This is a genomic window from Streptomyces sp. Q2 (assembly GCF_056820935.1).
Map to the genome: position 1 here is coordinate 262,157 of NZ_JBXEJE010000002.1, position 14,117 is coordinate 276,273.

At 71.7% G+C, this 14,117-nt stretch carries 16 protein-coding genes; 9 read left to right on the forward strand and 7 right to left on the reverse strand.

All coding sequences use genetic code 11. The features are described from left to right. Positions 1-115: 115 nt before the first annotated feature. The 3 genes from ACWBNA_RS03350 to hisN form a co-directional block, all read right to left on the reverse strand. Entirely contained in the window at positions 116-532 is a 417-nt protein-coding gene (locus ACWBNA_RS03350) for a Fur family transcriptional regulator (protein ID WP_482702092.1), read from the reverse strand. A gap of 290 nt (positions 533-822) precedes the next feature. Beyond that, positions 823-1,215 carry a CBS domain-containing protein gene (locus ACWBNA_RS03355; RefSeq protein ID WP_482702094.1) on the reverse strand — a complete coding sequence of 131 codons (393 nt, stop codon included), beginning with the start codon at positions 1,213-1,215 and terminating at the stop codon, positions 823-825. A gap of 149 nt (positions 1,216-1,364) precedes the next feature. Continuing rightward, complete coding sequence (gene hisN / locus ACWBNA_RS03360) at positions 1,365-2,165, reverse strand: histidinol-phosphatase (protein ID WP_482702096.1); 801 nt, start codon at positions 2,163-2,165, stop codon at positions 1,365-1,367. 238 nt (positions 2,166-2,403) lie between these two features. Between hisN and ACWBNA_RS03365 the strand changes: the two genes are divergently transcribed. Continuing rightward, positions 2,404-3,012 carry a TetR/AcrR family transcriptional regulator gene (locus ACWBNA_RS03365; RefSeq protein ID WP_482702098.1) on the forward strand — a complete coding sequence of 203 codons (609 nt, stop codon included), beginning with the start codon at positions 2,404-2,406 and terminating at the stop codon, positions 3,010-3,012. Between the two features lie 50 nt (positions 3,013-3,062). On the opposite strand, the gene ACWBNA_RS03370 is transcribed toward ACWBNA_RS03365, so the two are convergent. The 4 genes from ACWBNA_RS03370 to ACWBNA_RS03385 form a co-directional block, all read right to left on the reverse strand. Continuing rightward, on the reverse strand, positions 3,063-3,386 hold the full coding sequence (locus ACWBNA_RS03370) for a DMT family transporter (RefSeq protein ID WP_482702100.1): 324 nt from the start codon (positions 3,384-3,386) through the stop codon (positions 3,063-3,065). 132 nt (positions 3,387-3,518) lie between these two features. Next, positions 3,519-4,529: a ribosome small subunit-dependent GTPase A gene (gene rsgA, locus ACWBNA_RS03375; RefSeq protein ID WP_482702102.1), complete on the reverse strand. Its 1,011-nt coding sequence runs from the start codon at positions 4,527-4,529 to the stop codon at positions 3,519-3,521. A gap of 9 nt (positions 4,530-4,538) precedes the next feature. Next, on the reverse strand, positions 4,539-5,855 hold the full coding sequence (gene aroA, locus ACWBNA_RS03380) for a 3-phosphoshikimate 1-carboxyvinyltransferase (RefSeq protein ID WP_482702104.1): 1,317 nt from the start codon (positions 5,853-5,855) through the stop codon (positions 4,539-4,541). A gap of 110 nt (positions 5,856-5,965) precedes the next feature. Then, entirely contained in the window at positions 5,966-6,688 is a 723-nt protein-coding gene (locus ACWBNA_RS03385; RefSeq protein ID WP_482702106.1) for a M50 family metallopeptidase, read from the reverse strand. 49 nt (positions 6,689-6,737) lie between these two features. Between ACWBNA_RS03385 and ACWBNA_RS03390 the strand changes: the two genes are divergently transcribed. The 8 genes from ACWBNA_RS03390 to def all read left to right on the forward strand — a co-directional run bounded on the left by ACWBNA_RS03390 (position 6,738) and on the right by def (position 13,954). After that, positions 6,738-7,553 (forward strand): SOS response-associated peptidase, encoded by an 816-nt coding sequence (locus ACWBNA_RS03390; RefSeq protein ID WP_482702108.1) that lies wholly within the window; start codon positions 6,738-6,740, stop codon positions 7,551-7,553. Between the two features lies 1 nt (position 7,554). After that, positions 7,555-8,193 carry an alpha/beta hydrolase family protein gene (locus ACWBNA_RS03395; RefSeq protein WP_482702110.1) on the forward strand — a complete coding sequence of 213 codons (639 nt, stop codon included), beginning with the start codon at positions 7,555-7,557 and terminating at the stop codon, positions 8,191-8,193. Between the two features lie 258 nt (positions 8,194-8,451). Continuing rightward, positions 8,452-9,138, forward strand: a complete 687-nt coding sequence (sigR, locus tag ACWBNA_RS03400) for an RNA polymerase sigma factor SigR (protein ID WP_482702112.1) — start codon at positions 8,452-8,454, stop codon at positions 9,136-9,138. Next, positions 9,135-9,437: a mycothiol system anti-sigma-R factor gene (rsrA, locus tag ACWBNA_RS03405; RefSeq protein ID WP_482702114.1), complete on the forward strand. Its 303-nt coding sequence runs from the start codon at positions 9,135-9,137 to the stop codon at positions 9,435-9,437. Before sigR ends, rsrA begins: the two co-directional genes overlap by 4 nt. 130 nt (positions 9,438-9,567) lie before the next feature. Then, positions 9,568-10,875 (forward strand): HD-GYP domain-containing protein, encoded by a 1,308-nt coding sequence (locus ACWBNA_RS03410; protein WP_482702116.1) that lies wholly within the window; start codon positions 9,568-9,570, stop codon positions 10,873-10,875. Continuing rightward, positions 10,872-12,143 (forward strand): HD-GYP domain-containing protein, encoded by a 1,272-nt coding sequence (locus ACWBNA_RS03415; RefSeq protein ID WP_482702118.1) that lies wholly within the window; start codon positions 10,872-10,874, stop codon positions 12,141-12,143. Before ACWBNA_RS03410 ends, ACWBNA_RS03415 begins: the two co-directional genes overlap by 4 nt. Before the next feature lie 104 nt (positions 12,144-12,247). Beyond that, on the forward strand, positions 12,248-13,228 hold the full coding sequence (locus tag ACWBNA_RS03420) for a tetratricopeptide repeat protein (RefSeq protein WP_482702120.1): 981 nt from the start codon (positions 12,248-12,250) through the stop codon (positions 13,226-13,228). Between the two features lie 75 nt (positions 13,229-13,303). Continuing rightward, positions 13,304-13,954, forward strand: a complete 651-nt coding sequence (def, locus tag ACWBNA_RS03425; protein ID WP_482702122.1) for a peptide deformylase — start codon at positions 13,304-13,306, stop codon at positions 13,952-13,954. Positions 13,955-14,117 lie beyond the last annotated feature (163 nt).

Consider the following 14,117-nt stretch of genomic DNA (forward strand, 5'->3'; position numbering starts at 1 on the left):
GGTCCGCACGACGATATGACGACCCGTCAGATACGGGAAGGGTGCGCGAAGGCCGTACACGGCCGAAAGCCCCGGCACCGAGTCGTCGGTGCCGGGGCTTTCGGAAGCGAGGGTGCTACGCCGCCGCGCAGGTCGGGCACACGCCTCGGTACGTCACCTCGACGTCCGAGACGGTGAAGCCGAAGCGCTCCGAGTCGGGGAGGTCGGCCAGCGGGTTGCCGCCGGGGTGGACGTCCCGGATGGTGCCGCACCGGGCGCAGACCAGGTGGTGGTGCGGCTGGTGCGCGTTCGGGTCGTAGCGCTTGGCGCGCTGGTCCGTGGCGACCTCGAGGACCTCGCCGAGGGAGACCAGCTCACCCAGCGTGTTGTAGACGGTCGCCCGGGAGATCTCGGGCAGCTTGGCGACGGCCCGCGAGTGGACCTCGTCGGCCGTCAGGTGAACGTGTTCGCCGTTGAGCACCTCGGCCACGACACGCCGCTGTGCGGTCATCCGCCATCCGCGTCCGCGCAGCCGTTCCAGAAGGTCACTCATGCGCATCAGCCTAACAGCAAGAGGGACCAGGTCGCGACCAGGTGTGACTTTGGATGCCTACTTGATTTGGACATTGTCTATTGTAGGATTGGCTTCGACATTGCATTGGCCGACGACGGGCTCGTGATCGAACGTCCGTCAGGCCGACGGAGCTACGGCAAGCGGCTGGAGGCCGCGGTCCAGGCCCTGCGCGGCCGAACGAACAACCAGCACTGGATCGCTTGTCGTGAGCGACGGGCCGGACTTCCCCGGGAAGGGAGGTCCGGCCCGTTCGCGTACGAGGACGGGTGCTAGGCCGGCACCTGCTGCCGGGCCGGGGCCCAGCAGCGGATGATGTCGCGGACGGAGACGATGCCGACCGGCTCGTCGTGGTCGAGGACGATGAGGTGGCGGAAGCCGCCGTGTGCCATGGCGCGGGCCGCCTCCTCCAGGGTCCAGGTCGGGGCGGCGAACACGACGTCGGTGGTGGTGTGGGCGTGGACGGGTTCCGAGTCCGGGCTCTGGCCGAGGCCGACCGAGTTGAGGACGTCGCGTTCGGTGAGGATGCCGATGCCGCCGGCGTCCGGGTCGTGGACGATGGCCGCGCCGATACGGCGGGCGGACATCAGGGCGGCGGCCTGCCGGAGGGTGTGGGTGGGGCCGATCGTGAGAACGACCGTGCTCATGGCGTCGCGGACCAGCATGGGTTCCGAGTCACCTCCTAGGAACCGCCGGGATAGTTCAGCGGTTCACAAGTTCACAAATGAGGGTGTCCTCAGAGTGGCAGGTAAAGCGGAGGTCAACAAGAGGGCGCGTGCGGCCGATTGACGGCGTGCACTCTCGTCTGCGCCCCTCAGTGCCGCTCGTTCAGATACCCCAGGAACTCGTCGTGCAGCAGCCCGTTCGACGCGGCCGCGTTGCCGCTGTGCGGGCCGGGGCGGCCGTCGAGGCCGGTGAAGGTGCCGCCGGCCTCCGTCACGACGATCGCGTTCGCGGCCATGTCCCAGAGGGAGAGTTCGGGTTCGGCGCACAGGTCGACCGAGCCCTCGGCGACCATCATGTACGGCCAGAAGTCGCCGTACGCGCGCGTGCGCCACACCTCGCGGGTCAGGTCCAGGAAGCCGCCCAGGCGCCCCTGGTCCTCCCAGCCGGTGAGCGAGGAGTACGCGAAGGAGGCGTCGGAGAGCTCCGAGACGCGGGAGACGTGCAGGCGGGAGGCCGAGGTGAGGCTGCGGCCCGAGAAGGCGCCGTGGCCCTTCGCGGCCCACCAGCGGCGGCCGAGGGCGGGAGCGGAGACGACACCGACGACGGGCTGGTAGCCGCCCTCCGCCGCCTCCATGAGGGAGATGAGCGTGGCCCACACGGGGACGCCGCGCACATAGTTCTTCGTGCCGTCGATCGGGTCGATGACCCAGCGGCGGGGCCCGGTGCCCTCGATGCCGTACTCCTCGCCGAGGATCGCGTCGCGGGGTCGGGCGCGCTGGAGCTGGCCGCGGATGATTTCCTCCGCGGCCTTGTCCGCCTCGCTGACCGGAGTCATGTCCGGCTTCGTCTCCACCTTGAGGTCGAGGGCCTTGAAGCGGGCCATGGTCGCCGCGTCGGCGGCGTCCGCGAGGACGTGGGCGAGGCGGAGGTCGTCGTGATAGTCCGGCATGTGACGAACGCTATCTGTCGGTGGTGGTGCGGGGCTACAGGGGGCCTGGTCATGGCGGTCGGCAGCGGGTGCCGGGCGGGGCCCGCCGGCGGTACGTGTGCTCACGCCTGTGGCGCCGGAAGGGCGCCCGCGGCTCGCGCATGCCGGCCGAGCGCCCCCGCGTGCCGTCGCGAACCCTTGACAGTGCCTCCGTGCGCGTCAAATCTGGGCGCAGTGCCGCTCGCCCCGGGAGGCGAAGATGCCTGCAGCGCGGGAATCCCTGCTGGACGCCGCTTACACGGCGCTGGCCCGTCGGCCGTGGTCCGCTGTGCGGATGGTGGACGTGGCGGCGGCGGCCGGAGTGTCCCGGCAGACGCTCTACAACGAGTTCGGGAGCAAGGAAGGGCTGGCCCGCGCCCTCGTCAGGAGGGAGGCGGACGGCTATCTCTTCGGGATCGAGCGCGCGCTCACCGCGACCGGCGACGCCCGCGACCGGCTGACCGCCACCGCCGAGTGGACCGCGTCGACGGCCCGCGACAACGCGCTCGTACGGGCCATGCTCACCGGCTGCTGGAGCGAGCGGCTGCCCTCGCCGACCCTGTCGGCGGTGCCGTCCTCCTCGGCCGTACCCGCACAGCGCCGGGCGGACGGCCCGCTGCCGTCACCCGGTGACTTCGTGGCCCTGGTGCGCGACCGGGCCGTGACGGTCCTCGCCGGACCCGGCACCCCGAAGTCGGACACCGTCGAACTGGCCCGCTCCTGCGAACTCGTCGTCCGCCTCGCCCTGTCCTGCGTGTCGGCGCCGCCCGGCGAGGGCGGCGTCGCGGATCTCGTCCACAGCGCCTTACAACGCCAGTTGGTCTTATAAGGTGTCGCGTCCTCCGGAGCGGGAGCGCCCCTCTGCCCGACCGGACCCGCTCAGTGGGCCGAGCCCGACAGCTGGAGGCCGATCACCCCGATGATCACCAGGCTGATCGAGACGATCTTCAGCGTGGAGACCAGGTCGCCGAGGAAGATCATCCCGTAGATCGCCGTCCCCGCCGCGCCGATCCCCGTCCACACGGCGTACGCCGGCCCCACGTCGAGCTTTCTCAGCGACAGGGTCAGCAGACCGAAGCTGCCGAGGGCGAAGACGCAGAACGCCACGGTCGGCCAGAGTCTGGTGAAGCCGTGCGACAGCTTCAGACAGACGGCGAAACCGGTCTCGAGCATCCCGGCCACGATGACCAGCAGCCACGCCATGTGCTGTCCTCCCGTAGATGTCCACGTGTCCCAGCGTTTTGTGACCGCTTCATCAGGTTTTGGTCAGGCTTGGATCCGGCTCGGTGCGATTATGCCCTTACCGGACCTACCCCGGGACAAACAACGCGGAGGTCAGTCGCCTTCCGTCCGCTCCTTCGTCGCCAGCATCCGGCGCAGCGAGTACAGCCGGGCCGGGTCCGCGTGCCCCTGCGCCACCCACGCGTCCAGCGCGCAGTCCGGCTCGTCGTGACTGCACGCGCGCGGGCAGCCCTCGGTGCCGGGCTCCAGGTCGGGGAAGGCCTGGATCACCCGGGACGGATCCACGTGGTGCAGGCCGAACGACCGCAGGCCCGGGGTGTCGACCACCCAGCCCGCGTCGCCCGCGAGCGGCAGGGCCAGTGCCGAGGTCGTGGTGTGACGGCCACGGCCGGTCACCGCGTTCACATGGCCGGTCAGCCGGCGGCGGTCCTCCGGGACCAGCGAGTTGACCAGGGTCGTCTTGCCGACGCCCGAGTGGCCCACGAAGGCCGTGATCCTGCCGTCGAGCTGCTCGCGGACCCGGCCCACCGCTTCACCGCTCTCCAGCTCCTCGCGGCTGGTGACGACGTACGGGATGTCCAGGTGGCCGTACAACTCCAGCAGCTTGTCGGGCGAGGCGAGGTCCGACTTGGTCATGACCAGGAGGGGTTCCAGGCCCGCGTCGAACGCCGCCACCAGGCAGCGGTCGATCAGGCGCGGGCGGGGTTCCGGGTCGGCGAGGGCGGTGACGATGGCGAGCTGGTCGGCGTTGGCGACGATCACGCGCTCGTACGGGTCGTCGTCGTCCGCCGTGCGGCGCAGGACCGACGTGCGTTCCCCGATGCGGACGATGCGGGCCAGGGAGTCCTTCTTGCCGGTCATGTCGCCGACGATGGCCACCCGGTCGCCGACCACGGCGGCCTTGCGGCCCAGCTCGCGGGCCTTCATCGCCATCACGATCCGGTCGTCGACCAGGCAGGTCAGACGACCCCGGTCGACGGTGAGGACCATGCCCTCGAGCGCGTCCTCGTGCTTGGGGCGGATGTGCGTACGCGGCCGGTTGCCCTTGCGGTTCGGGCGGGAGCGGATGTCGTCCTCGTCGGTGTGCTTGCCGTAACGGCGCATGGTGAGTCCCTACGCCCCGAGCATCCCGGTCCACAGGTCGGGGAAGTCCGGGAGGGTCTTCGCCGTCGTCGCCACGTTCTCGATCTGCACGCCCTCCACCGCCAGCCCGATGATCGCGCCGGCCGTCGCCATGCGGTGGTCCTCGTACGTGTGGAAGATCCCGCCGTGCAGTCGGCGCGGGCGGATGTGCAGGCCGTCGGCGGTCTCGGTGATGTCACCGCCGAGTTCGTTGATCTCCTTGGTGAGCGCGGCCAGGCGGTCCGTCTCGTGCATGCGCAGATGCGCGACGCCCCTCAGCGTGGAGGGGGAGTCCGCGAGCGCCGCGACCGCCGCGATGCCCGGGGTCAGCTCGCCGACCTCGCCCAGGTCGACGTCGATGCCGTGGATCGAGCCCGAGCCGTTGAACACCAGGCCGTACTCGGTGAGTTCGCAGGAACCGCCCATTTCGGTGAAGATCTCCCGCAGCCGGTCACCGGGCTGGGTGGTGCGGGCCGGCCAGTCGGGGACGAGCACCTTGCCGCCGGTCACCAGGGCCGCCGCCAGGAACGGCTGGGCGTTCGACAGGTCCGGCTCGATGGTCAGGTCCCGGCCGAGCAGGGCGCCCGGAGTGACCCGCCAGACGTTCGGCTCACCGCCCGACTCCGGGGTGTCCACCTGCGCGCCGACCGAGCGCAGCATGTCGACGGTCATCCGGATGTGCGGCATGGAGGGCAGCGCCGAACCGATGTGGCGGACCTCGACGCCCTGGTTGAAGCGCGGGCCGGAAAGGAGCAGGGCCGACACGAACTGGGAGGACGACGACGCGTCGATCTCGACCGTGCCGCCGTCCAGCGCGCCGCCGCCGTGGACCGTCAGCGGCAGCGCGCCGCGGCCCTCGTCGTCGATCCGGGCGCCGAGGACGCGCAGGGCGTCGATCACGCCGTTCAGGGGACGCTCGTACGACCTCGGGTCGCCGTCGAAGCGGATGGGGCCGTCGGCGAGCGAGGCGACCGGTGGCAGGAAGCGCATCACCGTGCCGGCGTTGCCGACGTCGACCGTGGCCGGACCGGCCAGGCCGGTGGGGAGCACGCGCCAGGCCTCGCCGGAGCCGTCGGGGCCGACACCTTCCTCGATGGCGACGCCCATCGCCCGCAGCGCGCCCGCCATCAGCAGGGTGTCGCGGGAGCGAAGCGGCCGGCGCAGCCAGCCGGGCTCGGAGGCGAGGGCGGCCAGTACGAGGGCACGGTTGGTGACCGACTTGGACCCGGGCACGTGGACCGTCGCGTCGACGGCTCCGCTTGCGTGCGGGGCGGGCCAGAGGGCGGTGTGTGCGGGGTTTGGGGCCATGGGGCCCACTTTAATGGTCGGCCGTGGTTCGGGTGCGGCGCCGTCGGGGCTGGTCGCGCCCCGTGGCGCAGCCGTATGCCGACCCGGCCGCGCGCCCCTGAGGAGGCCTTTCAGCCCTCCAGCAACCAACGGCCACCGCCTATCAGGGAACACAGTGAGACCGCGTGGAACAGGAACAGCCACAGCCCCGCCGGCACGTGCGTCAACCGCGACAACTGGTCCGCGTCCGAGTCCCCGGCCCCTCCGCGCGCCCGCTTCGCCTGGAGCTCGAACGCCGGTCGCACGCCGCCGATCAGCAGGAACCAGACCACCGCGTAGGCGAACGCCGCCTGGACCTGGGGTCCCGTCAGCCAGGACACCAGCACGAACGTGCCGCCGGTGACCAGGACCGTCACCGCGCCGTAGGCGTTGCGGATCATCACCAGCATCGCCACCAGCAGCAGCGTCGCCAGCCACAGAAGCGCGGTGATGTGGCCGGCGCCGAGGAGCGCGGCGCCGCCGAGGCCGAGCAGCGGGGGAGCGGTGTAGCCGGCGGCCGCGGTGAGGATCATGCCGATGCCGTGCGGCTTGCCGCGGCTGACGGTCAGGCCGCTGGTGTCGGAGTGGAGGCGTATGCCGGTGAGGGTGCGGCCGGTGAGCAGGGCGACCAGGCCGTGGCCGCCCTCGTGGGCGATGGTGATGGCGTTGCGCGCGACGCGCCACAGGACGTGCGGGACGACGACGGCGAGCGCGGCGACGAGGGTCGCGATCACCACCCACAGGTCGGGGTCGGGCTGGCCGCCGAAGACCTCGTCCCAGAGGGAGGCGAGCGAGTCGGATGCGGTGGTGGGCATTGTCGCGGTGGCTCCCGTAAGTCTCGTCGAATCTGGCAGTGTGGCACGTATGTGCGGACGGTATGCAGCGAGTCGTGGGCCCGAGGATCTCGCAGGAATCTTCGAGGTCGAGAAGTGGGAGCCCGAGGAGACATTGGCGCCCGACTACAACGTGGCCCCGACCAAGGAGGTCTACGCCGTCGTGGACCGCCCCCTCAAGGACGCGGACGACCCGAGGCCGGTTCGCCAGCTGCGCAAGCTCAAGTGGGGACTGGTCCCGTCCTGGTCGAAAACCCCCGAGGGCGGCGCCCGGATGATCAACGCCCGCGCGGAGACCGTCCACGAGAAGCCCTCGTACCGCCGCGCCTTCGCCACCCGGCGCTGCATCATCCCCGCCGACGGCTACTACGAGTGGGTCACCGGCACGCAGGAGCGGGACCTGGAGGTCGAGGGGAAGAAGAAGCGGCCGCGCAAGCAGCCGTACTTCGTGCTCCCCGCCGACGGATCGGTGTTCGCGATGGCCGGGCTGTACGAGTTCTGGCGGGACAAGACGCTGCCCGACGACCACCCGCAGGCCTGGTGGGTGACGTGCTCGGTGATCACCACGGAGGCCGAGACGAGCCCGCTGGCCGTCGCCCCCGCGGACGGGCCGCACGCCCTCGCCGACATCCACCCGCGCATGCCCCTGATGTTGACGCCGGACCGCTGGGACACCTGGCTCGACCCGTCCCGCACGGACGCCGACGACCTGCGCGAGCTGCTCGCCCCGCCGCCCGCCGGGCTGATGCGCGCCTACCCCGTCTCCACGGCCGTCAGCAACGTCCGAAACAACGGACCGGAGCTGCTGAAGGAGCTGGAGGGCCCCGAGGAGGGCACACTCTTCTGACGTGACGAAACAGACCACGCAGAGCATCGAGACCGACGCCGGGACCGCCCGCGTCACCTGGCACGGGGCGAAGAAGCCGCGGCTGCTGCTGGCCGTCAGCCATGGCGCCGGCGGCGGCGTCGAGGCCCGCGACCTCCAGGCCCTCGCGCGGGTGCTCCCGGAGCACGGCGTGACCGTCGCCCTCGTCGAGCAGCCCTGGCGGGTGGCGGGCAAGAAGGTGGCACCCGCGCCCAAGACCCTCGACGTGGGGTGGCGGGGGATCTGGCCCGCGCTGGCCGAGCCCGGCCTCCCGGTGATCTCCGGCGGCCGCAGCGCCGGCGCCCGGGTCGCCTGCCGTACGGCCGTCGAGCTCGGCGCGCACGCCGTTCTCGCGCTCAGCTTCCCCCTGCACCCGCCGGGCAGGCCGGAGAAGTCCCGCGCCGGGGAACTGCTCGGTTCCGGGGTGCCCACGCTCGTCGTCCAGGGCGGCAACGACCCGTTCGGCAGGCCGCAGGAGTTCCCGAAGGGGACGTACGAACTGGTCGAGGTGCCGTACGGCGATCACGGCTTCGCGGTGCCGAAGCGGGCGGGGATCGGCCAGGAGGAGGCCGTGACAGTTGTCACGGACGGGGTCGTGGAGTGGGCCCGGTCACTGACGTAAAGGCTCGGGAATGCTGAGCGGCGGAGCTCTGTTGAGCGGGACAGAAGTGCTGAGGAAACCGGCACCGACGTCGTAGGAGAGGAAGTCCGCCGCATGGGTTCGACCATCTGCCCGAGCCGCAGTAGCCGCGCCGACCTGGACTGGACGGTGCTGCATGCGGCCAAGGCCGCCCCGATTCGGGCGGCGGGCGGACCGGATCGTGTTCTATCCTCCGATTCTGGTGGGACCGGTCTCGGCCCCGCCCGAAATCTTGAGGAGGTGGGTCCGGTTCCCGGTACCGACGCAGGGACCGAACACGGCCAGGCGGAGCAGCCCGAGGGCCAGGGCAACGCGAACGCGGAGTCGAGCGCGGAGCGCAGTGCGCGCTTCGAGCGGGACGCGCTCGAGTTCCTCGACCAGATGTACTCGGCGGCGCTGCGCATGACGCGCAACCCGGCCGACGCCGAGGACCTGGTGCAGGAGACGTACGCCAAGGCGTACGCGTCCTTCCACCAGTTCCGCGAGGGCACCAACCTCAAGGCGTGGCTGTACCGCATCCTCACCAACACCTTCATCAACTCGTACCGCAAGAAGCAGCGCGAACCCCAGCGCTCCGCGGCCGAGGAGATCGAGGACTGGCAGCTCGCGCGCGCCGAGTCGCACATGTCGACCGGTCTGCGCTCCGCCGAGTCGCAGGCGCTGGACCACCTGCCCGACTCGGACGTGAAGTCAGCCCTGCAGGCGATCCCCGAGGAGTTCCGCATCGCCGTCTATCTCGCGGACGTAGAGGGCTTTGCGTACAAGGAGATCGCGGACATCATGGGGACACCTATCGGTACGGTGATGTCCCGGCTGCACCGGGGCCGCCGTCAACTGCGCGGCATGCTCGAGGACTACGCCCGTGAGCGCGGGCTGGTCCCGGCCGGCGCCGGAGAGTCGAACGAAGCGAAAGGCTCGGGCTCATGAGCTGCGGAGAGCCGCACGAAACGGATTGCAGCGAGATCCTCGATCATCTCTACGAGTTTCTCGACCGGGAGATGCCCGACACCGACTGCACCAAGTTCGAGCACCACTTCGAGGAGTGCTCGCCGTGCCTGGAGAAGTACGGCCTGGAGCAGGCCGTGAAGAAGCTGGTCAAGCGGTGCTGCGGGCAGGACGACGTGCCGACCGACCTGCGCTCCAAGGTCATGGGGCGGATCGAGCTGATCCGCTCCGGGCAGACCGTGCCCGAGCATGACGTGACAGCGACCCCGCAGGAGTCCTGAACTCCCGCCCGGGAACGGGCTGTCGTCACTCGAACGTGCTAATCCGCGGGTTATCGGCCCGTGGACTCCCCCCTCGCCGCCTTAGGCTCCGCACGCTGGACGGTCATGGCCGGGCTCGGGGGAGGGGCGTATGGAGGCGGTACCGGCACGGGCGCGCGTGTACGTGACCTGTGTGGTCCTCGGCGCCCTGTGCTGTCTGCTTCCGCCGCCCGTCGTGCGGACGCCCTGGTGGGCGGTCGTCCTGCTCGCCGCGCTCTACGGCGGCTGCGAGCAGGTCGCCGCCCGGTGGCGGTTCACCGCGACGTTCTACCCCGTGCTGCTCGCCGGCGCCTTCCTGCTGCCTCCGTCCGCCGCCGCCCTGGTGGTGCTGCCGGGGGCGTTGCTGTCCCGGGTCGAGCAGCGGCCGCGGTGGCTGCGGCGGCTCTGGCGGGCCGCCCAGCTCGTCGCCGCCGTGTGGGCGGCCGCGCGGGTGCACGAGGCGCTGGACGGGCGGGACGCCGTCCTCGCCTCCGACTTCCCGTACGCGCTCGCGCCCGCCGCGGCCGCGGTGCTGGCCTTCTGCCTGGTGCTGACCGTGCTGGACGGGGGCATCCTGGTCCTCGTCGAGCGCGTCCCGGCGCGCAGGGCCTGGCGGGGCCTGTTCGTCCGGTCGCTCGCACCCGTCGTCGTGCACGGGCTCGCCGGGCTGATGATGGCCGTGCTGTGGCGCAGTCCCTACGGGCCCGTCGCCGCCCTGCTCGTGCTGCTGCCGATGTGCGTGTCCTGGTGGGTGTTCGCCCAGTACCACCGGGAACGTGCCGCCCATCAGGCGACGATCCGGGCGCTCGTCCAGGCCGTCGACATCAAGGACCGGTACACGCGCGGGCACAGCGAGCGGGTCGGGCAGGCGTCGATGATGATCGCGCGTGAGCTGGGGATGCCCGACGAACGCGTCGAGGTGCTGCGGTTCGCCGGAATCCTGCACGACGTGGGGAAGCTGGGGGTGCCCACCCGGCTGCTGCGCAAGGACGGCCCGTTGACTCCCGACGAGCGGCGGGTGATCGAACTGCATCCCGAGTACGGGCACGAGATGGTGCGGGGGATCTCCTTCCTCGGCGAGGCCCGGGCGGCGGTTTTGCACCACCACGAACGGCTGGACGGCAGCGGCTACCCGTACGGGCTGGCCGGGAGCCAGATCCCGGAGTCCGCCCGGGTGGTGGCGGTGGCGGACGCCTTCGACGCGATGACGTCGAACCGCTGCTACAGCAGGGCGCGGCCCGTGCCCGTCGCCCTGGCGGAGCTGGAGCGCTGCGCCGGGACCCACTTCGATCCCCTGATGGTGACGGCTCTGGTCCGGGCGCTGAGCCGGCACGGCTGGCACCCCGCCGTCACCGCGGACGAGGCTCACGCGCCCCGCCCTCGCCCGCCGGCCCCCAGCAGGCCGGGAGCACGCCGATGACCGGCTGCCGGCGTGCGGCGACGAGCGGCTGCCGGCCCCCCTTCCTCCTCGTCCTCATCCACGGCTCGGCCGCCCTCCTCGCCGCCCTCTCCCTCGCCGCGACCCTCTGGACCGGCCTCGACGAGCGCGGCGCCGCCCTCGCCTTCGGGGTGCTGGTCACCGTCGGTGAGCTGAGCCGGTGGACCGGCGCGCAGGTCAGGGAGGCCGCGCCGCTCGGGGCCGCGGCGGCGCTGGCGTACGCGCTGCTGGGGGAGGACGCGGGGGCGCCGACGCGGCACGGTGTGGCTCAGGTCGTCGCCGTCGTCCTCGCCGCCTCGCTCCTCGGCGCGGTGCCGCACATCGCGCGCGGACAGCGCGGGACGTGCGACCATCTGGCCCGGCGGATCCTCACCGTCGGGTTCGCCGCCATCTGCTTCCAACCCCTCTACCACCAGGGCACGTTCCGCGACTGGGTCGGGCCCGCCTACGCGCTGCTGCTGCTCGCGCTGCTCTCTCTCACCGCGCTGTGCGACGCCGTGCTCGCCGCCGCGCTGGCACACTCCCGCACCCGGTGGCCCTTCGGACCGTTGCTGCGGGACGAGCTGCGGGCGCTGCTGGGGATCGGGTCGGCCGTCTGCGCGACGGGGGCCGTGATGGCCCTCGCGGTCGCCGTGGCGGGGCTGTGGGCGCTGCCCGTGTTCTCGCTGCCCCTGCTGCTCACCCAGATGTCCTTCCGGCGGTACGCGGCCGTCCGGGCCACCTACCGGCAGACCATCGCCTCCCTCGCCCGGGCCACCGAGATCGCCGGGTACACCCCGGCCGGGCACGCCCGCCGGGTCGCCGCGCTCGGGCAGGCCGTCGGGCGGGACCTGGGGCTCACCGAGCCGGAGCTGACCGTGCTGGAGTACGCGGCCCTGATGCACGACATCGGGCAGCTCAGCCTCGTCGATCCGGTTCCGGTGGGCGCCACGGCCGGGCTGCCCGCCGCGGAACAGCGCCGGATCGCGCTCCTCGGCGGGGCCGTCGTACGGCAGACCGGTGTGAATCCGCAGGTGGCGATGGTGGTGGAGCGGCAGGCCGACCCCTGGCGGGAACAGCCGGTCGCGGCGCGGGTCGTCCGGGCCGTGAACGCGTACGAGGAGAAGGCCCGGGACGCCGGGCCCGGCGGGCCCCTGAAGGCGCTGGAGGAGCTGCGGCTGGCGACCGCGGAGGAGTACGCGCCCGAGGTCGTCGAGGCGCTGGCCCGTGTCCTGTCACGGGACTGTCTGACCCTGCCCCTGGCTGGGTAACCCATGGGTAATGAGCGCCCTTCCAGCCGTACGTGGTTGGATGCGAATGAGAGGGTGTCCGGGGGCACAGCCAGCCCACTGAACGGAACTGGCAGGCGGGAATCGTGAGGATCTTCGGCAAGGGACGGAACCGGCCCTCCGCCTCCTGGCGGCAGGCCACAGATCGTGCGTTCACGCTGATCGGCGACGGTCGGTACGAGGACGCGGGGGCGCTGCTGACGCGCGCCGCCGACCTGGAGCCCTGGCTGTCCGAGTCCTGGTTCAACCTCGCCCTGCTCCACAAGTTCCGGCACGACTGGGAGCAGGCGCGGGCGGCCGGTCTCAGGGCCGTGGCCCTGCTGGACCGGGAGGCGGGGGCACCTGACTGGTGGAACGTCGGCATCGCGGCCACCGCCCTGCAGGACTGGCCGCTGGCGCGGCGGGCCTGGCAGGCGTACGGCCTGCGGGTGCCGGGCGGTGCCACCGCCGCCGGCGAGCCCGTCGGGATGGACCTCGGCAGCGCGGCCGTACGGCTGTCCCCCGAGGGCGAGGCCGAGGTGGTGTGGGGGCGCAGGCTGGACCCCGCGCGGATCGAGGTGCTGTCCATTCCGCTGCCGTCGTCCGGGCGGCGCTGGGGCGAGGTCGTGCTGCACGACGGGGTGCCCCACGGCGAGCGGACCACCGCCGCCGGGCACTCCTATCCGGTGTTCGACGAGATCGAGCTGTGGGCGCCCTCGCCCGTGCCCACCTGGGTGGTCCTCCTGGAGGCCGCCACCGAGGCCGACCGGGACGCCCTGGAGCAGCTCGCCTCCGACGCCGGCTTCGCCGCGGAGGACTGGTCCTCGTCCGTACGGCTGCTGTGCCGGATGTGCTCGGAGTCCCGGATGCCGTCCGACGAGGGCGACGGGGAGCATCTCGACCCGCACGACCACAGCGAGCCCGGGCATCCGGGGCCGCTCGGCCATGTGACCGACGGGCAGCTGTGGGTGCCGGAGCGGGAGTGCGGGGTGGCCGCGCCGGCCTCGCTGGTGCGCGGGCTGCTGGACGGGTGGGTCGCGGACAGCCCGGATTCCCGGGAGTGGCGGGACCTCGAAGAGGTCTGCTGAGGCCATGGCGCCTCGCCGTCCCCTTTAGGCTGTACTCGCAGAATTCCCAGGCATGCAGGAAGGCATACGTCGGTCATGGCGCAGCAGGACACCGATCAGCAGCACGCGGGCGTGCTCCCCGTGGACGACGAGGGCTTCGTCATCGACACCGAGGACACCGAGGAGCGCGAGAACGCCTGGCGTGAGCGCGGCACCTCGCGGCCGATCACGGTGGTGGGAAACCCGGTGCTCCACAAGGAGTGCAAGGACGTCACCGACTTCGGCGCGGAACTGGACCAGCTGATCGCGGACATGTTCGCCTCGCAGCGCACCGCCGAGGGCGTGGGCCTGGCCGCCAACCAGATCGGCGTCGACCGGAAGGTCTTCGTGTACGACTGCCTGGACGACGAGGGCAAGCGGCACGTCGGTGTCGTGTGCAACCCGAAGCTCGTCGACCTGCCCGCCGACAAGCGCCGCCTGGACGACAGCAACGAGGGCTGTCTGTCGGTTCCCACCGCGTACGCGCCGCTCGCCCGCCCGGACTACGCGGAGGTGACCGGGCAGGACGAGAGGGGCAACCCGGTCAAGGTGCGCGGCACCGGCTACTTCGCCCGCTGTTTGCAGCACGAGACCGACCACCTGTACGGGTACCTCTACATCGACCGTCTCTCCAAGCGCGAACGCAAGGACGCGCTGCGGCAGATGGCCGAGAACGAGCCCCGCTACCCCGTGGTCGCCAACGACTGAGTGCCCCGCCGCCTCACCACTCCCTTACGTACGGCGTCCGATCAGGAGGATCTTCCTGCTCGGACGCCGTTCGTCTGTGCGTCGTACATTCGATCCCTTGCGCTCTTCTAGTGATCCAGAACCAGTCACGCAAGTGGCGGATCTCAGCACTGTGGGGTAGTGA